The sequence below is a fragment of the Myceligenerans halotolerans genome, assembly GCF_054782975.1.
The window spans coordinates 20,451-40,655 of the sequence record NZ_BAAGRL010000032.1 but is presented as its reverse complement, the minus strand read 5'-3'; the positions used below and the strand labels follow the sequence as shown (position 1 = coordinate 40,655).

Here is a 20,205-nt window from a genome sequence, read left to right as displayed (position 1 = left end):
ACCACGGGGTGAGACGTCATCGCAGCACGGGGAACCGCTGCACCAGCCGGAGACGTGCCCACGACCTGCCGAAGCCGGCGGTGTCGCCTGCCAGGAACGCGGCCAGCCCGATGAGCAGGACGGCGTCGATCAGGTGGTAGTCGGCGAAGGGGTTGTTGGCCAGGGGCAGCACGGCCAGCCACATCAGCAGCATGAGCAGCGCGCCCGTCCCGGCCGCGATCCGCATGCCGATGCCCAGTGCGAGGGCGGCACCGATACCGAGCAGGCCGAGCATGAACAGCCAGTCGACGACGGCGTTGCCGGCCAAGGCCCCGAAGAACCCGGCGAACGGGCCCTCGACGCCGCCGAGGAAGCCCGCGGTCGGGGAACCCCCGTTGATCCAGGCGCGCTCGGCGGGCGTGGCCAGGCCCCAGCCGAGGAGCTTGTCGCCGAAGGCCCAGAGGAACTCGAACGCCAGCAGCAGCCGGACGCCGGCGAAGGAGTACCGGGCGACAGCCTCGCCCGTGACGTGCGTGGCGACGGCGGCATGCTCGCGCGGGACCGATCCGTGCGCCGGCAGTGCGGTGTGGCTGACCGAACTCATGATGACCTCCTGGTGGATCCGCCGGACCAGCTCCGGCGCCTGTGTTCACGATCCCGCCAGGGCCGTCCGCTCCGGCAGGGTCACCGGCCCCGCGCACACGGGACCTTGGTCCCGTGTGCGCGGATCCACTGCGCCGGGCGCCCTCGCCGGCGTCCTCTCAGCCGCGGAGCGTCAGCCGATCGCCGCCTCGGTCTCGGTGATGAGCTGGTCGGCCGCCTCGTCCGGCGACAGGTTGCCGTACAGCACCTCCTGCGAGAGGCGCAGGAAGATGGCGTTGATCTCGCTGGCGCCCTCGGGCGGCAGCGGACGCGGGTTCTCCGGGTCCTCGAGACGCTCGGCGAGGTACGCCGCGGCCTTCTGGTCGGCCACGCCCAGGCCGTCCTGGATCTCGGCCAGCACGTCGCCGTTCGGCGGCAGGCCGCGGTCGGCACCGAGGATCTCACCGGCGTCCGGGGAGTTGACGATGAAGTCGACCAGCTTCGCCGCCGCCTCCTTGTGCTCGGAGTTCTCCGCGATGGAGTAGTGCATCGACGGCTTGACCCAGTCACCGCGGGCCTCCGCGCCGTCCTCCCCCGGCATGCGCAGCAGCTGGAGGTCGACCTCGTCGTTGAGCGCGCCGACCTGGCCGAGCTGGGTCGCCCAGCCCGGCTTGAACGCCATCTCGCCCCGCGCGAACGAGTCGCCGTCGGTGGTGTTCTCCTCGAGCGAGCGCTCGGGCGACAGCATGCCCTCGGCCTCGGTGAGGTCGGCGACGTACTCCCACCACTCGACGAGGGTCTCCTTGCTGAAGCCCAGACCGCCGTCGTCGTTCCAGAGCTGCTCGCCGTGCTGGCGGGCGAAGAGCGTGAAGGGCTCGGGGTAGAACGAGAACTGGCCCGAGCCGACCGCGTCCGGCACGGCCTCGCCGACGTCCTTGGAGAACTGGGCGTAGTCCTCCCACGACCAGGTGTCGTCGTCGGGCATCTCGAGGCCCGCCGCCTCGACCACCTCGGGGTTGGTCCAGACCGAGTAGGTGGTCAGGCCACCGGGCACGCCGTACACCTTGCCGTCCTCGGAGCTGTCGGTGAGGAGCGCCTCGCCGTAGGGCGACAGGTCGAGCTCGTCGCCGAACTGCGTGAGGTCGGCGAGCTGGCCGTTGCGCCCGTACTCGAGCACGTAGGGGTCGACGGTCTGGATGACGTCCGGCATCTCGCCGGTCGCGGCCTTCGTCGCCAGCGCGTCCCAGTACGCGTCCCAGGTGCCGGGCTCGGTCTCGACCGTGATATCCGGGTTCTGCTCCTCGAAGAGGTCGACCATCTCCTCGGTCATCGCGTGCCGGGAGTCGACGCCCCACCACGCGAAGCGCAGCGTGACCTGGCCCTCCTCGCCGTCGCCCCCGGTGGCCTCGCCGCCGCCGGCGCAGCCGGCGAGCACGAGGGAAGCGCTCGTGAGGAGCGCGGCCACGTGAATGCTCCGTTGCCTGTGAATACGTGACACTGTGCTTTTCCTTTCACTTGAGTCCCGTGGTCGCAATCCCCTTGACCAGGAATCGCTGGCCGACGAGGAAGACCACGAAGAGCGGGACCAGGGTGACGAGCGACATCGCGAAGAGCGCACCCCAGTTGGACGCCGACGTCGTGTCGACGAAGTTGCGCAGCGCGACGGAGACGGTCTGCGTCTCCGGCTTGGTGAGGAACACCAGCTGCGAGTAGAAGTCGCTCCACGTCCAGATGAAGGTGAAGATCGCGGTAGTGGCGAGCGCCGGGACGGTGAGAGGAAGCATCACCTGGAGAAAGGTGCGCCAGTAGCCGGCGCCGTCGATGCGCGCGGCTTCCTCGAGCTCCCGGGGGATGTTGCGGAAGAACTGCACCATCAGGAAGACGAAGAACGCGTCGACCGCGAGGAATTTCGGGACGATGAGCGGGAGGAAGGTGTTCACCCAGCCGATCGACGAGAACATGATGTACTGCGGCACGATGAGCACGTGGATCGGCAGCATGAGCGTGAGCAGCATGGCGGCGAACAGCACGGGCTTCCCGCGGAATCGCAGCCGCGCGAAGGCGTAGGCCGCCGTCGTGCACGACACGAGGTTGCCGATCAGGGCGCCGATGACGACGATCGCCGAGTTCAGGATGTACCGGCCGAAGGGATACGTCAGGGCGTTCCAGCCGTTCGGGTAGTGCTCGAGCGTCACCTCCTCGGGAATCAGCCCCGGACTGAGGAAGATCAGGTCGTTCGGCTTGAAGGAGCCGACCAGCATCCACAGCAGCGGGTAGATCATCAGGATGCCGACGACGATCAGCAGCGCGTGCTGGAGAATGCTGCGCACGACGCCCCGCCGGCTCCGGCGCCTCCGGGGCGCCTGCCGTGCGCCGCGCGCCGGCAGCCTGTCGGTCTTTTCGAGGACGTCAGTCGTCATAGTGGACCCAATACTTCGAGACGAGGAAGTTGATCGCGGTGAACGCCCCGATGATGAACAGGAGCAGCCAGGCCATCGCGGACGCGTACCCCATCTGGTAGTCGGTGAAGCCGCGCTGGTAGAGGTACAGGGTGTAGAAGAGCGTGGAGTCGACGGGGCCACCGGTGCCGCCGCTGACGACGAACGCCTGCGTGAAGGACTGGAACGCGTTGATGATCTGCAGCACGAGATTGAAGAAGATCACCGGGGTGAGCAACGGGATCGTGATGCTGCGGAACTGCCGCCACCTCGTGGCGCCGTCGATCGCCGACGCCTCGTAGTACATCTCGGGGATCTGGCGGAGCCCGGCGAGGAAGATGACCATCGACGAGCCGAACGTCCACACGTGCAGCAGGACGAGCGTGCCCAGTGCGGTCTCCGGGTTGGAGACCCAGCCCGGGCCGACGATGCCGAAGAAGCCCAGCACCTGGTTGACCAGCCCGTCGACGCCGAAGAGCTGCTTCCACAGCACCGCGATCGCGACCGAGCTGCCCAGCAGCGAGGGCAGGTAGTAGACGGAACGGTAGAAGGGCAGGCCCTTGAGTCCCCGGTTGAGCACGATCGCGAGGAAGAGCGCCGCGGCCAGCTGGAGCGGCACACCGATCAGCACGTAGGTGAAGGTCACGCCGAGTGACTTGTGCAGCCGCGCGTCGCCGAGCATCCGCTCGTAGTTCTCCAGGCCCACCCACTGCGGGTCCCGCAGCAGGTTGTAGTCCGTGAACGAGAGCACCAGGGAGGCGATCATCGGCCCGAGCGTGATGAGGACCAGGCCGATGAACCAGGGGAACAGGAACGTCCAGGCCGCGCGCTCCTCCTTGCGCTCCGCCGACGTCCGACGACGGACGCGGGCACCCGCGCCGTCGCGCAGGTGCCGGAACTCCTCGACGACCGCCATCAGCGGCCTGGGTTCCGAGAGAAGGCGCCAGGCTCGGGCGCCCTGGACGCGGCGGAGGCCTGCGGGAACTTGGACACGTGATACTCCGTCGGATCAGCGGGACTAGTGATCGTTCACTAATCAGGTTGGCGGTCAACTTAGTGAACGATCACCTGATGTGTCAACATAAGACCATGACCGGCAACCCGAAAGCACTCAGGCAGGGGGCGACGTGACCCGATCTTCGACACGGCGAGCGACGATCATGGAGGTCGCGCACCTGGCGGGCGTCTCGCACCAGACGGTGTCGCGGTACCTGAAGTTCAGCGGCGAGGGCCTCAAGCCCGCCACCCGCGAGCGGGTGGAGGCCGCGATCGGCGAGCTGAACTACCGCCCCAACCTGCTGGCGCGCTCGATGCGCACCCGGACCACGGGCCGGGTCGCAGTGCTGATCCCCACGCCGGCGTTCAACCCCGCGCGCATGCTCGCCGGCGCCACCGCGACCGCGCACGCGGCCGGATACAGCGTCGAGGTGATCAGCCCCGAGGGCGGCGCCGCCGCGCGCACCGAGCGCATCCTCGATCTCGCCGACACCCGGCAGGTGGACGGCATCGTCTCGCTCTCCCCCGTGCTCACCGGCCGGATCGAGAAGCTGGACTCCGACATCCCCGTCGTCGTCTCGGAGGACTTCGACGACGAGATGCGCGGCATCGGCGACCTGGCGAACGCCACGCCCGTGGACGAGATGATCACGCACCTCGCCGAGCTCGGCCACCGGCGCTTCTTCCACGTCAGCGGCTCGGCGCAGTTCGCGTCCGCCCGCGCCCGCGCCACGGCGTTCCTCGAGTCGATCGAGCGCCTGGGGCTCGATTCCGTCGGCGTCCACGAGGGCGACTGGACCGGCGAGTCCGGGATCGAGGCCGTGCGTTCCCTGCCGGCCCGCAACGCGCCGACCGCCATCATCGCCGCCAACGACCTCGTCGCCGCGGGCGTGATGCGCGGAGCCGTGGAGCGCGGATGGGACATCCCCGGGGACGTGAGCATCACGGGCTGGGACAACAACCAGATCGGGGTGTTCATGACGCCGTCGCTGACCAGCGTCGACGTCAACCTCGAACAGATCGGCGCACGGGCGATGACCCGCCTCATCGGAACGCTCCGCGACGAGGAGCCGCAGTTCGGCGACGAGCCGCTGAACCGCGTCATCTGGCGCGAGTCGACGGCCGCGCCGCGCTGACGTCGCGCGCCGGAAACCCGTGGCACCCCTGCGCGACCACGCCGTGAAGGAGCACCGCATGAACCGGATCATCGGCGGGACGACCCGCCCCGCGCCGCACGGCACGATCGTCAACGGCGTGCCGTGGTTCGACGACCGCGGCGAGACCGTGAACGCCCACGGCGGCTGCATCGTGGAGGACGGCGGGCGCTACTACCTGTTCGGCGAGTACAAGACCGACGACGAGAACGTCTTCGCCGGGTTCAGCTGCTACTCCTCGCCCGACCTGGTCACGTGGCGGTTCGAGCGCATCGCCCTCCCCCGCCAGGCCGGCGGCCTGCTCGGGCCCGCGCGGATCGGCGAGCGAGCGAAGGTCATGCGGTGCCCGGCCACCGGGCGGTTCATGATGTACATGCACACCGACGACCTGACCTACACCGACCCCTGCATCGGCGTGGCCGTCAGCGACACGATCGCCGGCGAGTACGAGTTCCGCGGCGCGCTCCGCCACGACGGCGCCGCCGTCCGCGGCTGGGACATGGGCACGTTCCAGGACGACGACGGCAGGGGCTACCTCCTGCTGCACGAGGGCGACGTCCTGCGCCTGAGCGACGACTACACGACCGTGTCCGACGCGGTCGTGCGCGGCGTCGCCCCGGGCGGGGAGTCACCCGCGATGCTCCGCGGCGGCGACCGGTACTTCCTGCTGTTCTCGAACAAGACGAGCTGGGAACGCAACGACAACTACTACCTCAGTGCGGCCGCGATCGAGGGCCCCTGGGAACACGGCGGACCGGTCGCGCCGCCCGGCACGCTCACCCACAACTCGCAGTGCACGTTCGTGCTCACCCGTTCGGCCGACGGCCGCCCGCTGCCACCGATGTACCTGGGCGACCGCTGGTCGTTCCCGCACCAGGCGTCCGCGGCGACGTACGTCTGGCTCCCGCTCACGATCGAGGGCGACCGGCTCTCGATGACCGAGTACCGGCCGGCGTGGGACCCCGCCACCGCCGAACCCGTCGACCTGCGCCGGCTCGGGACGTGGCAGGATCTCGAGTTCACCTCCACGATCGCGTCCAGCGCGGTCGAGGCCCCCTTCGACGGGCGGCGCGTCGCCGTGCACGGCACGTCGACGCCGTCGGGCGGCTACGCGCGGGTCGATGTCCTCGCCGGCGAGCACGCCGAACCCCTGCACTCGGCGGTCGTCGACTTCTACAGCAAGGTGCCCGACGACGGCTGGCGGTACCTCAGCCCCGAACTACCCGCCGGCCCCAAGCGGATCCGAGTCACGAATCTCGGCGAGTCGCCCGTCTGGTACGACAAGGCACGCCACCGCTTCGGCTCCGACGGCACCCGCGTCACGACAGCCGGGCTCCTCACCCTGAACTGACACCCCGACCTGCGCGTTTCCCGTCGATTGACACAAAACGTGATCGATCACTACGCTAAGGTGAACGATCACATTTTGCTGTGTCGACGACGAGAGCAGGCCATGATCCTTCCTCCCCGTTCCCCGCACGGATACCTGACCGACGACGCCGGCAGCGGCGTGACCGTCGCGGAACGCGGCCGAGCCGTACGGATCTGCGTCGGCGAGGCGGAGTCCGCCGCGGTCCGCCGGGCGGCGGAGAATCTGGCCGACGATCTCGCGAGCGTCTGCGGCGCCGACGCGGTCCTCGTCGCCCACCCCGCGGGCGCACGCGTCGTCGTCGGCACGCTCGGCCGGTCCGCGGCGGTGGACGCCGCGGTGGCGGACGGCGCCGTCGACGTCGCCGCCCTGTACGACGACGACGGCGCGCCGCGATGGGAGGCGTTCCTCGTCACCGTGCACGACGACGTGCTCTACCTGGTCGGCACCGACCGCCGCGGCACGATCTACGCGATCTACGACTTCGCCGAGGCCATCGGCGTGTCGCCGTGGCGCTGGTGGGGCAAGGTCGAGCCGCGGCGTCGCGAGCACGTCACGGTCGCACGCGGCACGTGCCGTGCCGACTGGCCGTCGGTGCAGTACCGGGGTGTGTTCCTCAACGACGAGGAGGAGCTGCTGCACTGGGCGCTCGCCCACACCGACGACGGCACCATCGGACCCCAGACCTACCGGCGGGTGTACGAGCTGATCCTGCGGCTCAAGGGCAACTACCTCTGGCCCGCGATGCACGTGGGCGCGTTCAACCACGACCCGGAGAACGGCCGCCTCGCGGACGAGATGGGCGTGGTCATCGGCACCAGCCACTGCGACATGCTGCTGCGCAGCAACGAGCACGAGTTCCGGCCGTGGGCCGCGCGGCAGTCCGAGCCGGTCGCGTACGACTACTCCCTGCCCGGCCGCAACCGCGAGAAGCTGCGCGAGTACTGGCGGGGCAGCGTCGAGCAGAACCGCGACCACGAGGTCACGTGGACCGTCGGTATGCGCGGCGTGCACGACTCCGGCTTCCTGACCACCGCCATCGACGAGGACGACACGCTCGACGAGGAGCAGAAGTTCCGCGCGCGCGTCGAGCTGCTGCGGACCGTCATCGACGACCAGCGCTCCCTCCTCGGCCAGGTCCTGGAGACGGATCCCGCCGCGCCCCCGCAGCTGTTCGTCCCCTACAAGGAGGTCCTGCCCCTCTACGACGCGGGCCTGCGGGTGCCCGACGACGTGACGCTGGTGTGGGCCAACGACAACTTCGGCTACATCCGGCGGTTCCCCTCCGAGGCGGAACGCGCGCGATCCGGCGGGCACGGCCTCTACTACCACTCGTCGTACTGGTCGAACATGACCACGAGCTACCTGGCGACCTCCTCGACACCACTGGCGCTGATGAAGTCCGAGCTGCGCAAGGCCTGGCAGCGGGGCATCCGCAAGCTGTGGGTCGACAACATCGGCGGGCTCAAGCCGCTCGAGCTCGAGATGGAGTTCTTCCTGCGCAGCGCGTGGGAGGCGGGCAGGGAGTCACGCACCGCGGACGTCCGGGAGTTCACCGCGACCTGGATCGACGAGAAGTTCACCGGCGGGCACGGCCGCGCCGCCGGCGCGATCTACGCCGAGTACTACCAGGTGAACAACCAGCGCAAGTTCGAGCACCTCACCTCCGGCGTGTTCTCCCAGACCGGCTACGGCGACGAGTCGCAGCGCCGCCTGGACGTGCTGCGCGACCTGTTCGACCGCACGAACGACATCCTGACCGCGCTGCCGGCAGCACAGCGCGACGCCTTCTTCCAGCTGTTCGCCGTCAAGATCCATATGGCGTATCTCGTGAACGGCCAGTTCGCCCACGCGGATCGCAGTGCCCTCGCCCACCGCCAGGGGCGACTCGCGGCCGCCGACCACCACCTCGACGTCTCGCGCCGGTTCGACGAGTACAAGCGCGCGCTCATCCACTACTACAACCGCACGATGTCGGACGGCGCGTGGGACGGGATGTTCACGCCCGAGGACTTCCCGCCCCCGGTCATGCCCCTCCATCCCCCGGCCACGCCGGCGCTGCGGCTCGACGACGCGCCGGGCCTCGGGGTCGCGGTGTGGGGCGACGACATGCCCTCGCGGGCACCCGCGCTCACGTTCTGGCCGCACGGCGTGACCGACAAGTGGATCGACGTCTTCAACACCGGCGGCGGCGAACTCGCCTGGACGATCGACGCCGATCCGTGGATCGAGGTGTCGCCCCGATCGGGCACGATCCGCACCGAGAGGCGGATCGCCGTGCGAATCCCCGACCCCGTCCGGGACGCCGGACGCTCGGGCACCGTGCGGGTACGCCGCCCCGACACGGGCGACGAGGTGACCGTCACGGTCACGGTCGCATCCGCCCCGGCACTCGAGGACGGATTCGCCGGAGCGGTCGAGGCCGACGGCTATGTCAGCCTGGACCCGTCCCGCGCCGGTCTCCCCGCCGACGGCGCCGACTCGGCGTGGGCGGTCGTGCCGCACCTGGGACGGTACGGGAACGCCGCGGTCGAGGCACGTCGCACGACGCACGAGCACGACGGCGAGCCCGCCCCGCTGGAGCACCGTTTCCACCTGCGCACCGCGGGCGCCCACCTCCTCGAGCTCCATCGCCTGCCCACGCTGAACGCGACGGGCACCATCCGGGTGGGCGTGAGCGTCGACGGGCGCTCCCCCACGATCCTGTCGAGCCCGATCACCGACGAGCACCGCGGCGACTGGGAGCGCGGCATCCAGGACAACGTGGAGCGGCTGACCGTACGACTCCCCCGCCTCGACGAGGGGGCGCACGTGCTGCGCCTGCACGTCATCGACGAGGACGTGACCGTGTCGAAGCTCGTGATCTACACCTCGGACATCAGGCCCACGGCGCTGGGCCCGGACTTCAGCTCCTGCGTCACGGCGACGCCGGCCGGCACCACGACGCCCCGCATGCCGCCGTCCGATCCCGCCGATCCCCGGCTGGCCGCCGTCGAGCACGCGGCGCGGGAGTTCTACCGGACCGACCCCGCGCTCGTTCCGCCACCCCCGCAGGTCTACGCCGGCCCTGGGTTCTGGGACGGGGACACGACGTTCCGCCGCAACCAGGTCGTGCCGCAGACCGCACTCGGCCCCGCACGGCATCGGACGCGCGCCGACGGCGGCAAGGACGTCGTCGCCGGACTCGGCTCCGGCACGGTCGCCGAGAGCGGCGGACGCGTCGCCATCGAGGCGGAGTACGTCCTGGCGCAGGACGCCGGCGCATGGACCTCGCCCGCCGACGATCCCCACGAGCTCACGTGGACGCACACCCAGGCCGAGACCGACGGCCGTACCGGCCTGGCGATGCACGTCGTACCGCGCGGCCTGCGGTGGGAGGATCCGCAGACGGCGCCTGGCATGCACTTCGCGCTCGACGTCGCGACGCCCGGCCGCTACCACGTCTGGCTGCTCGTGAAGTACGACGACCGCACCGACGACGCCTGCCTCATCGCGCTCGACGGAGCCGTGCAACCGGCATCCGAGCAGTTCTCCGGCGGGGAGATGTGCACCTACGGCACCCGGCAGATCTGGCTGTGGGCGCTGGTCTCCGATCTCGAGATCACCGCGGGCCGCCACACCCTGTCGGTGCTCGCGCGCAAGTCGGGGCTGCGCATCGATCGCCTCTACCTCACCACCGGCGACGAACTGCCGCCGGCCGACGTGGCCTGGCGGCCGAGCCCTCGCACCGCGAGCACCCGCACCGCGCCCGACGTCGACCCCGCCACCGTCCGGTAGCCGCGTGAGCCGCCCGCGCGCAGGGTTCACGCGCGGGCGGCTCACTTGCGGGGCGTGAGCTTGCCGTCGGCTCAGTCCTCCGCCGACGCGGCGACGTCGAGGAGCGCTCGCGACACGATCGGCGCGTAGAACTCCTCGATGGCAGGGAAGTTGGGGTGGGTGCCGCTGGGGCGGTCCCCGTCGTCCCAGGAGCCGGTGGTCTCGGCCGTTCCTGGCAGGCCGTTGTCGGGCTGGAGGGAGTCGAAGGAGTAGGTGACGCGCATGTCGTCGTCGGTCGTGTCCAGGTCGCTCGTGTACACGTCGGCCACGGGGACGTCCCACTTGGCGAGGATGTCCAGCTCGATGTCTCGCAGCGTCTCCTGGACCGCGACGTCCCGTGCGCCGAGCTTGGCGACGGCGAGGTAGACGACGTCCGCGGTCGGGTACTTGGCCTTCAGCTGGGCGATGAGGTCCTCGAAGGCTCCCGCGAACGTGGTGGTGTCGAACGGGCCGTCGAAGCCCTCGGTGATCGTGCCGAGCTTGTCGAGTGTCGCCGGGTACGCGTCGTTGGTGCCGCCGTCGAAGAGCACGAGGTCGGGGTCCTCGCTCGGCGCCGCCTGCACCTGGGCCGCGATGTCGTTGGAGCCGTCGATCACCGAAGCACCGTTGACGGCGTACTTGCGGACCGTCATCTGCTCCTGATCGGCGACGAACTCGCCGATCCCGGCACGGCGGTACATGTGTCCCGCGATGATGCTGTCGCCGAACGTGTAGAGCGTGGATCCGCTCAGTGCCGCCGGGGTCGCGTCGCCGCGGCCGCGGATGACCAGGTCGTCGATCTCCTGGGCGTTCGTCGTCGTCTTGTACGCGCTCGTCGCGACGATCCGGTGCAGTTGCGCCGCACGGATGGGCACGTCGGCGTTCTCGACGAGCGTCGTGGAGCCGTCCGAGATCCGGTAGCTCACGGTCCGCGCGGCGAAGTCGGCGCGCACGCGCACCTGGTACGTGTGACCGACGGTCAGCGGCACGGACCGCCAGGTGGGCTCGATCGCGTACTTCGAGCTCGTGGAGTCGGAGTCGATCGCGGTGGTCGAGTACCGCAGCTCCCGCGTGCCGTCCGTCTTCGTCGCGCCCTGCATCGCGAAGGCGAGGCGGCCGTAGCGGTCGCGGAACTCGAGTCCGCCCTTGGAGTTCGACTCGCCGTGGTACGTCCAGTCGAAGGAAACGTCGGCCAGCGAGTCGCGCGCGACCGCGGGGTCGAACTTCTTCACGGCGACGCCCTCGTTCGACAGGTCGTTGGTGAGGCGCAGCACGCCGTCGGCGATCGCCGCGTCACGATCGAAGCCGAAGGCGGGCGCGGCCGCCGGGGAGTCGAACGACTCCGAGAGCAGCACGGTGGTCGCCTCGCGCAGCGTGATCACGTCCACGCCGAGACCGTAGCCGCTGCTCGCCTCGTTCTTGCCGGTCACCGTGTACCGGAGGGTGATCGGGCCCGGCTCGGCCACCGTGATCGCGCCGGCCGTGACCGACGGGAACGACGCGGTCTCGGCGTACAGGTCGTAGGGCTCCCCCACGTCGTCGCCGTCGACGGAGGCCTGCGCGATGCCGCGGATGCTCGCCGTCCGGTAGACGGTGCGCAGTTCGTAGGTTCCCGCCTCGGGCACGTCGACGGTGTACTCGATGTAGTCGCCGACGGCGGTCGCGAGCAGCTTGTTCCAGGCGGCGCCCGACGCGCCGTCGTCCCACGTCTCGATCGGCTGGTTGGCGACCGGGCTCGAGGACTCGGCCTCGAAGCGGTACTCGGCCACGGCCGGCGGGATGCCGGAGGTGGTCAGTACCCGTGCGACGTCGCCCGCGGGGACGGTGACGACGAGATCGTCGCCGTCCGTCGAGGTCTCGGCGTCGCCCAGCTTCGTCCACGAGTTGTCCGTCCGTGCGTTGCCGGTCGTGACGTCCCCGTCGCTCGCGTCGGCGTCATAGGTGCCGAGCTCGACGCTCGCGACGTCGCCGGCGAGGCCGGCCAGGCGGAACGTCGTCTCCTCGGTCGTGCCCAGGGCGATCTCGTCGGCCGCGCGCTCGATGGCGAAGCCGCGGGAGTTCGTGTCGAAGCCGTCCGGATCACCGACGACGGCGTAGGAGATGTTCACCGACCGGATCGACTGCTCGACCTCCTCGCCCTGCGGGGCCACGCCCTTCGGGTCGAAGAACTTCAGCGCCGAGCCGCCGACCGCGTCCGTGTTCCGTGTCGCGAGGTCGTGACCGACCTTGTTGTAGAGGTGGTTCACGAGGGCGACGCGCTCGATCTTCTGCGCGAAGGTCATCGTTCCCGGAGTCCCGTCTCCCGTTCTCGCGTCGGCGGGCCTGTCGGTCCGGCCGCAGGCATCCTCCTGGTTGAACGAGTCGTAGAGGCCGTCGCCGTCGAACGAGCACGCGTTGTAGCCGTTGTGCAGGGCTCCCCCGGCGACCGTCGCGAACTTCTTCTCCGCGGCGTACGTGTTGTTCATCCCGTCCTCCATGACGACGGGGAGGTTCTCACCCTTGTCGATGTTGAACGGATGCCGCCCGTTGCCGATGTTGTACATGCGCTCCACGGAGACGTTGTACGTGTCGATGCCGACGGAGTCCAGATACGTGCCCACGTCGGGGTTCGCGCGCATCGCCTCGTTGATGTCCACCATGTAGGTGGGCGAGTTCTGCTGGTGGTTCACCCGGGTCCACACCGGCAGCGAGCTCTCCTTGACGCGCCTGCCGAGGTAGTCGTTGTAGTACCAGGTCTGGTACTTGCGGAACTCGGAGTCACTGGTCACGAGATACCCGCCGTGGTCGGCGTCCCCCTCGGTGCGCCAGAGGTCGCGCTGCGCGAGCGAGATCGGCGAGCGGGACATGCTGTCGGTCGCGAGCCCGTCGTCGTTGTCCGGCCACCTGATCGGCGAGCCGTTGAGGGTGCCGTTGTACGGCTCGTTCTGGGTCTGCACCCCGATCAGCGTGTCGCCGATGCTCTCGCCGTCCTCGTCGGTAAGAGTGGCGGTGTGCTCCACGACGGCGTGAAGCATGTCGCCCTCCTTCTCCATCAGCGCCGTGTCGGCGCGGTCGCCGAGGAACGTGTACATCGAGTTCGGCTCGCCGATCTTCTTCTCGAAGAGCGGGGTGCCGACCGAGCCGTTGTAGAGCACGTTGACCGGGTCCTGGTCCACGGTGGTCATCTGGTAGTCGTGGAACACGTAGAACGGCACCCGGTAGTCGGAGGCCCATCCGGTCGAGTCGGAGCCGAACCAGATCACCTCGAACTTCAGCCCGTACTTCTCGGCGTACCGCACGAGCTTGTCGTAGTACGTCCAGTCGATGTTCTCCATGCTCGCGTCCGAGAAGAACATCCGCGGGCGGAGCGGCTGCTTGAGCCAGGCGTTGTTGGTGTCGCTGTCGTCGCGCGTCGAGGCCGCGGTCTCGAAGGTGACCGCCTCGGCGGCGACCTCGGCCTTGTCGGTGCGCTCCGGCGGCGTCGAGGAGGCGACGAGGAAGCTCACGCTCTCCTCGCCGGCGGCGTGCGCCTGCGCGACATGGTCGGTCACGTCGAGGTCGTAGAAGTAGGTGCGCTTGACGCGGTCCCACTTCGGCGTCACCGAGGTGGGCTCGATGACCGAGCCGTCCGCCGCCTCGACGTCCGTGCCGTCGTAGGTGATGTCCCCGAGACCGGCGTCGTCCCAGGTGAGATCCTCGACGGCCGGGCCGGAGGGCACGCCGTACAGGTTCAGGTAGTGGCTGTAGTACATCCCGCCGGTCCCCGGGAACTCCCCCTGACGCGGGTCCGAGCTGTTCACGTACAGCCGGATCTTGGAGCCGTCCACGTTCTCGACGTCGTCCGGGATGTCGAACCGCAGATAGCCGAGCTCCTGCGCCGAGGCGTCGTCCTCGACCCAGCCCGTCCGGAACGTCGTCGGATCGGCCGGCGAACCGTCCGCCGAGATCGTCGCCGACTGCGCCTGCTCGGGAGTCGTCACCTTGTCCTTCTGCAGGTCGGACCACAACACCTGGACGTTGACGGTGTTGTATCCGTCCTCCGCGACCTGCTTGTAGATCTGTTCGAGGCTGCGCTTCTGCGGATCCGACGGGTCGTGCTCCTCGATGGGCACGTCCGCCCGGTAGCCGATCTGGGTCAGCAGCTTGTCGGCACGCAGCTGGATGCCGTTGTACCAGTACGGTTCGCCGTCGACCAGCAGCACCTGGTCACGGTCGAAGCCGCTGCCCTCCGACTTCAGGGCCACCTCGGCATGGGCCTGGCCGTCCTCGGCCGTCGCCGGGGCGGCGACGCCCCCGGCCATCGCCAGCACCACGGCTCCTACCGCAACCGCGCTACCCGTTGCTCTCGCTCTCATGTTCGTGCTCCCTTGCACCTCATGGATGGACGATGCGAATGTGAACGTTCATCATTGCGCTGGCGCCGAGATTAGTGATCGATCACCATTGGTGTCAATCACTTCCGGTCGCACGCCGGCGGGGCGAGCTAGGGTGAACCCACCCACGCCTTCGACGAAGGAGTACCGCATGCCCGAGACCCTCCGTGACCTGCTCACCCGTCACGTCGACGCCGGCACGATGCCCGGGGCCGTCGGCACGATCGGCACGCGGTACGAGCCGGTCGCCGTCGGCCTGACAGCTCCGGGCGGGACGCCGCTACGGACCGACGCGATCTTCCGCATCCAGTCGATGACGAAGGCGGTCACCGCCGTCGCCACGCTCCGGCTGGTGGAGGACGGCGTGATCGCCCTGGACGACCCGGTCGCCACCTGGCTGCCGGAGCTGGCCGAGCCGCGGGTGCTCACCCATCCAGACGCTCCGCTCACGGACACCAGGCCCGCACGCCGCCCGGTCACCGTGCGCCACCTGCTCACCAACCAGTCCGGCTACGGCGCCATGACCACCGACTCCCCCCTGCGGAAGGCCATGACCGACGCCGGGGTGGACGCGGGTGCCGAACCCGTGGATCGCGGCGCACAGGACTGGCTCGACACCCTCGCCGCCCTGCCGCTCGCGTTCGAACCCGGCGAGGGATGGCGATACCACCATTCCTTCGGCCTGCTCGGCATTCTGCTCGGCCGCGTGACCGACCACGGCACGCAGCACGTGCTCGAAGCGACGGTGTTCGAGCCCGCGGGCATGCCGGACACCGGCTTCACCGTCCCGCGCGACCAGGCGCATCGCCTGCCCGCGGCATTCCGGCACGGAACCGGCGGCCTCGAGGAGGCCGAGCCCGCCGGAGCGGGCTTCTACGTCGCGCCGGCGCCGTTCGACGTCAGCCATTCCGAACTGGTCTCGACCCTCGCGGACTACCACGCGTTCCTGCGGGCGCTGGTCGACGGCCGCTTGATCAACCCCGACCTGCGGGACGAACTGCGCCGCGACCAGGTGGAGGCCGCGGCGAAGACGCCGGACAGCTTCTTCCCCGGCTTCTGGGAGAGCACCGGCTGGGGGTACGGCGTGTCCGTCGTGGCGAGCGGCCCGCACCGTGGCCGGTTCGGCTGGTCCGGCGGGCTCGGCACCGACTTCTTCGTCGAGCCCGACGGCACGATCTGCATCGTCATGACACAGGTGGAGATGGACGAGCGGATCTTCGCACTGCTCGGCGAGCTGCAGGGGCTGAGCGGGACATAACCGTCGTGGCCCCAGGCATGCCTTCGCGGCATCGAGGCGCGTTCGGCGTAGTGCCGGTGGCGTGCAGCGAGGAGGACCGGGGGGCTTTGGTCCGGTCCTCCTCGCCCGCCGATCATTGGCGCTCGAACGCCCACACCGTGCTGCCACTGGTCGATCCGGTGTTCCATCGCGGCTGACCGCCCGAGGCGTAGAGGTAGTCGCGGCCGTCGAGCTGGTTGTTCAGCCGGAAGCCGCCGGAGGCTTCTTCGAGACTCCACCGCGAGTCGTCGTAGACGAAGCCGGAGTTCCAGATGACCTCGTTGTCCGGCTGGGTGTCGAGGTTGCCGCGGCCGGACCTGGCGTTGCCGAACACCCAGGCGCCGGTGGAGTCCTTCGTGGCGACCCACTCCTGGTCGTCGTAGGAACTGGAGTCCGTCAGCACGAGCGCGCCGTCCAGGTCCGAGTCCAGGTACTGGCCGGTGGCCACGTTCCTGATCTTGTAGGTGGCGCCGCTCACGAGGGGGTCATCCCCGCCACCGCCGTCGTCGCTGGTGTAGGCGCGGAAGTAGTCGACGACGAACTCCTTCGGCCGCGGGTCGTCGGGGTCGACGCCGCCGGTCCAGCCGGCGTTCTCGTAGGCACCCAGCAGGAAGACGGCGGGGTAGTCGAGGGACTGGTCGATGGTGCGCACGTGGACGTTGTCGACGAACAGCTTCAGCTGGGTCGGGGTCCACTCGACGGCGTAGACGTGCATCTCGGTCGTCATGTCGAACCCGACGCCGACGCTGTCGGTGTCCCGCGTGAGGTTCGGGTCCGACCAGGGGAACAGGTTGTAGTTGAAGTGGCTGCGCCCGTGGATGCCGGCGTGCTCCATGATGTCGAGCTCGCCGCGCTGCTCCCAGGTGTCCTGCCGGCCGATCATCCAGAACGCCGTGTGGAAGCCGCTGCGTGCGCTGCTCTTCGCGCGGATCTCGAAGTACCCGTACTTCGGGGTGTACTTCATGTCCGTCGGGACGGAGTGGTCGAAGCGGTCGTCCTTGTGCAGGTGGGTGCGCTGACCCGTCTGGATGCTGGACACCTTCATCGCGTTGTCGTCGTAGTACGTCGGCTGATCGTCGTCGATCCGCAGGACGAGTGCGTCGTCGCGGAAGTGGTAGCGCGCCTCGGAACGCCATTCCGGGGTTCGCGACTCGAGGTAGTTCGTGATCCAGAGGCTTGAGTCGAGACTGCCGTTGAACTCGTCGTGCCGGTCGAGGCGCCAGCCCGGCTTCTCGATCGGGTTCGGCGGGAAGTCCGCCGCGGCCACGTTCTCGGCGGCGACGGTGGCCGCATCGGCCTCAGCGGCCTGGCCCGCGCCCATGGCGAGGGTCGAGGCAAGGAGCACGCTGAGCGCTCCCAGGCCGGCCATTCGTCTCGTGCCCCGGTTCGTTCTCGTCATTGACGTCATTGACAACGACCTCCTTCGACAGGTGCGGGCGTGCTCGTTCCCGCGGCGCGGCACACGACGGTGCCGGCCGATGTGCACGTTCACTGTGTACGTTCACTTTTTCGGCGAGGGAAGTCCACCATGCCGGCATTCGCGCCGTCAAGGCCTCTCGTGCCAGACGGCGCGGTCGACAAGGCGGGGCGCGACCAGCTCGCCGTCGGGCACCCACGCGGGCACGACGCGCAGGACCGCGGTGGCCGGGACGGTGCCGTACACATGCGGGAACCGTTCGCTGTCCGGGTCCGCGGGATCCGCCGGCTCGGACCGCACGTCGATTCCCGCGGCGCGGAGCGCCGCCATGCTGATCTCTAGGATCGCGAGCGGCACGGAGTCCGCGTAGAAGGCCGCGGCCACGCGCCGCACCTGGTCGACGTCGAACGACGCGTGGAGGAACCCGACCTCGGCGACACTGCGCCCCCGCGTGGACACGGTGTACACGCCGCTCGATTCGGCCGCTTCCCAGTCCTCGCGCAGGGCGATGTGCCAGATGGTCTGGTCCATGAGCTACGGCTCCCGGTCGAGGTCGAGGTGGCGGCGCAGCGCGGTCGTGACGTCGTCGACGTGCGCCAGTTGCTCCGGGGAGAGCGCGTCGACGAACAGTTCGTGCACGGCGCGCAGGTGAGGCACGGAACCGTGCCGGAACCGCTCCGCGCCGAGGTCCGTCAGCAGCACCTCGACGCCGTGGGGGTCGTCGGCGCACGCGGTCCGGTCGATCAGACCGCGCTTCTCCATCCGCCCCAGATGATGGGACAGGCGGCTGCGCTCCCAGCCGATCAGGGCGGCCAGCTCCGAGGAACGCAGCGCCCTCCGGTCCGCCTCGCTGAGCGCGAGCAGCACCTGGTAGTCGCCGGAGGACAGGGACGACTCGCTCTGGAGCCGCGCCGCCAGCCGGGTGCGCAGCGCTTCCGCGGTCTCGATGTAGTTGCGCCAGACGCGCAATTCCTCCCGCGTCAGCCTCGCGCCACGCTTCTGCTCGGACATTGCACCTCACCTGGAAGATTGACATGTCAACTCTAAGAGATGCAAGATTGACATGTCAATCTGATCGTCAGAGCCAGGAGAAACCATGTCCGGCAGCACACCCCTCGAGTTCGGCATCGACAGCTTCGGTGACCTCCCCCGCGACGACCAAGGCAACGTCGTCTCCCATGCTCAGGCCATCCGCGCCGTCGTGGACGAGGCGGTCCTGGCCGATCAGATCGGTATCGACGTCGTCGCCCTGGGCGAGCACCACCGCCCCGAGTTCTCGATCTCCACGCCCGAGACCGTGCTGGCGGGCATCGCCACCAGGACCGAGCGCATCCGCCTCGCCTCCGGCGTGACCGTGCTGAGCTCGGACGACCCGGTGCGCGTCTTCCAGCGCTTCGCGACCGTCGACGCTCTGTCGAACGGGCGCGCGGAGGTGATCCTCGGCCGCGGATCGTTCACCGAGTCGTTCCCGCTGTTCGGGTACGACCTGGCCGACTACGAGATCCTCTTCGAGGAGAAGATCGACCTGTTCCACAAGCTGCTGGACGAGGGACCGGTCACGTGGGAGGGCACCACACGCGCGGCGCTCAAGGACGCCGACGTGTTCCCCAAGACGGAGTCCGGGCGCCTGACGACCTGGGTGGGCGTGGGCGGGTCACCCCAGTCCGTCATCCGCACCGCGCGGTACGGGTTCCGGCTCATGCTCGCCATCATCGGCGGCGCGCCCGACCGGTTCGCCCCGTACGTCGACCTGTACCGGCGCGCCGCCGAAGAGCTCGGGACCACGGCCCACCCCGTCGGGATGCACTCCCCCGGCTTCGTCGCCGAGACCGACGACGACGCCAAGCGGCTCTTCTACCCCGGCTACAAGGAGATGCGCGACCGCATCGGCGCCCTGCGCGGCTGGCCACCCCTGCGCCGCGAGGAGTTCGAGGCCGACGTCGAGCACGGCTCCCTCTACGTCGGCTCGCCCGAGACCGTCGCCCGCAGGATCGCCCGCGCGGTCCGGGCGCTCGACGTCGGCCGCTTCGACCTCATCTACTCCGCGGCCGGCGCCGGCTCGGCCGCCGCGCGCCTGCGGTCCGTCGAACTGTACGGCACGAGGGTCATCCCGCTGGTGCGCGAGCTGCTCGCCGAGCAGCCGGAACGGCTCGAGGTCGCCCGATGAGCGCGCGGACGATCGGCATCATCGGGGCCGGCAAGGTCGGCACCGTCCTGGCGCGGCTCGCCCTGGCCGCCGGCTACCGGGTCCTCGTCGCAGGCTCGGGCGACCCTGCCCGGATCGCCCTCACCACCGAGGTCCTGACGCCCGGCGCGACCGCGGTCCGGGCCGACGCCGCCGCGCAGGACGCGGACGTCGTGATCCTCGCCCTGCCACTCGGCAGGTACCGGGCGCTGCCCACCGAGGACCTGCGCGGCAAGCTCGTCGTCGACGCCATGAACCACTGGTGGGAGGTCGACGGGCCTCGCGACCGCATCCTCGAGGCGGACGCCTCCTCCAGCGATCAGGTCCAGGAGTTTCTCGACGGCGCACGCGTCGTCAAGGCCTTCAACCACATGGGCTATCACGACCTCGAGGACGGGGCCCAGCCGGCCGGCGCGCCCGGTCGCAAGGCGATAGCGATCGCCGGCGACGGCGAGGCCGACGTCGCGGAGGTCGCGGCGCTCGTCGACCGGCTCGGCTTCGACCCGGTGCTCATCGGGCCCCTTGCCGAGGGCATCCGGCTGGAGCCCGGCAACGCCTCGTTCGGCGCCAACGTCGAGGCCACCGAGCTCCGGCGCCTCACTCGGGAAGACGTACTGAACAGGTGACGAGCAAGCGCGATCTGCAAGGCTTGGCGCCTGCCG

At 69.6% G+C, this 20,205-nt stretch carries 14 protein-coding genes; 6 read left to right on the top strand and 8 right to left on the bottom strand.

The genetic code is table 11. The features are described 5' to 3' along the window. Nucleotides 1-16 precede the first annotated feature (16 nt). The 4 genes from ACYVK5_RS19250 to ACYVK5_RS19235 all read right to left on the bottom strand — a co-directional run bounded on the left by ACYVK5_RS19250 (nt 17) and on the right by ACYVK5_RS19235 (nt 3,915). Nucleotides 17-583 (bottom strand): hypothetical protein, encoded by a 567-nt coding sequence (locus ACYVK5_RS19250; protein ID WP_460707583.1) that lies wholly within the window; start codon nt 581-583, stop codon nt 17-19. Nucleotides 584-754: 171 nt separating this feature from the next. Further along, nucleotides 755-2,026, bottom strand: coding sequence for an ABC transporter substrate-binding protein (locus ACYVK5_RS19245; protein WP_460707582.1), 1,272 nt, complete (start codon nt 2,024-2,026; stop codon nt 755-757). A gap of 46 nt (nt 2,027-2,072) precedes the next feature. Beyond that, complete coding sequence (locus tag ACYVK5_RS19240; RefSeq protein WP_460707581.1) at nt 2,073-2,981, bottom strand: carbohydrate ABC transporter permease; 909 nt, start codon at nt 2,979-2,981, stop codon at nt 2,073-2,075. After that, nucleotides 2,971-3,915, bottom strand: coding sequence for a carbohydrate ABC transporter permease (locus tag ACYVK5_RS19235; RefSeq protein WP_460707580.1), 945 nt, complete (start codon nt 3,913-3,915; stop codon nt 2,971-2,973). The genes ACYVK5_RS19240 and ACYVK5_RS19235 overlap by 11 nt, the downstream gene beginning before the upstream one ends. A 211-nt stretch (nt 3,916-4,126) precedes the next feature. Between ACYVK5_RS19235 and ACYVK5_RS19230 the strand changes: the two genes are divergently transcribed. The 3 genes from ACYVK5_RS19230 to ACYVK5_RS19220 all read left to right on the top strand — a co-directional run bounded on the left by ACYVK5_RS19230 (nt 4,127) and on the right by ACYVK5_RS19220 (nt 10,295). Further along, nucleotides 4,127-5,131: a LacI family DNA-binding transcriptional regulator gene (locus tag ACYVK5_RS19230; RefSeq protein WP_460707579.1), complete on the top strand. Its 1,005-nt coding sequence runs from the start codon at nt 4,127-4,129 to the stop codon at nt 5,129-5,131. A 58-nt stretch (nt 5,132-5,189) separates the two neighbouring features. Further along, the gene (locus ACYVK5_RS19225; RefSeq protein WP_460707578.1) at nt 5,190-6,500 is read left to right on the top strand and encodes a family 43 glycosylhydrolase; all 1,311 of its coding nucleotides are present in this window, start codon (nt 5,190-5,192) and stop codon (nt 6,498-6,500) included. Nucleotides 6,501-6,602: 102 nt separating this feature from the next. After that, on the top strand, nt 6,603-10,295 hold the full coding sequence (locus ACYVK5_RS19220; protein WP_460707577.1) for a glycosyl hydrolase 115 family protein: 3,693 nt from the start codon (nt 6,603-6,605) through the stop codon (nt 10,293-10,295). A gap of 71 nt (nt 10,296-10,366) precedes the next feature. Here ACYVK5_RS19220 and ACYVK5_RS19215 read toward each other — a convergent pair whose 3' ends face one another. Next, entirely contained in the window at nt 10,367-14,647 is a 4,281-nt protein-coding gene (locus ACYVK5_RS19215) for a GDSL-type esterase/lipase family protein (RefSeq protein ID WP_460707576.1), read from the bottom strand. 169 nt (nt 14,648-14,816) lie between these two features. Here ACYVK5_RS19215 and ACYVK5_RS19210 point away from each other — a divergent pair, with 169 nt between their 5' ends. Further along, nucleotides 14,817-15,923: a serine hydrolase domain-containing protein gene (locus tag ACYVK5_RS19210; RefSeq protein WP_460707575.1), complete on the top strand. Its 1,107-nt coding sequence runs from the start codon at nt 14,817-14,819 to the stop codon at nt 15,921-15,923. 112 nt (nt 15,924-16,035) lie between these two features. On the opposite strand, the gene ACYVK5_RS19205 is transcribed toward ACYVK5_RS19210, so the two are convergent. From ACYVK5_RS19205 to ACYVK5_RS19195, 3 genes are all read right to left on the bottom strand, one after another. Then, a complete protein-coding gene (locus ACYVK5_RS19205) occupies nt 16,036-17,340 on the bottom strand; it encodes a family 16 glycosylhydrolase (RefSeq protein WP_460707574.1) in 1,305 nt (434 codons plus the stop codon). A 147-nt stretch (nt 17,341-17,487) separates the two neighbouring features. Beyond that, nucleotides 17,488-17,889, bottom strand: a complete 402-nt coding sequence (locus ACYVK5_RS19200; protein WP_460707573.1) for a DUF952 domain-containing protein — start codon at nt 17,887-17,889, stop codon at nt 17,488-17,490. A gap of 3 nt (nt 17,890-17,892) precedes the next feature. Further along, nucleotides 17,893-18,369 carry a MarR family winged helix-turn-helix transcriptional regulator gene (locus ACYVK5_RS19195; protein WP_460707572.1) on the bottom strand — a complete coding sequence of 159 codons (477 nt, stop codon included), beginning with the start codon at nt 18,367-18,369 and terminating at the stop codon, nt 17,893-17,895. Between the two features lie 85 nt (nt 18,370-18,454). Between ACYVK5_RS19195 and ACYVK5_RS19190 the strand changes: the two genes are divergently transcribed. Beyond that, nucleotides 18,455-19,525: an LLM class flavin-dependent oxidoreductase gene (locus ACYVK5_RS19190; RefSeq protein ID WP_460707571.1), complete on the top strand. Its 1,071-nt coding sequence runs from the start codon at nt 18,455-18,457 to the stop codon at nt 19,523-19,525. Further along, nucleotides 19,522-20,169, top strand: a complete 648-nt coding sequence (locus ACYVK5_RS19185) for an NADPH-dependent F420 reductase (RefSeq protein WP_460707570.1) — start codon at nt 19,522-19,524, stop codon at nt 20,167-20,169. The genes ACYVK5_RS19190 and ACYVK5_RS19185 overlap by 4 nt, the downstream gene beginning before the upstream one ends. The last annotated feature ends 36 nt before the right edge of the window (nt 20,170-20,205 follow it).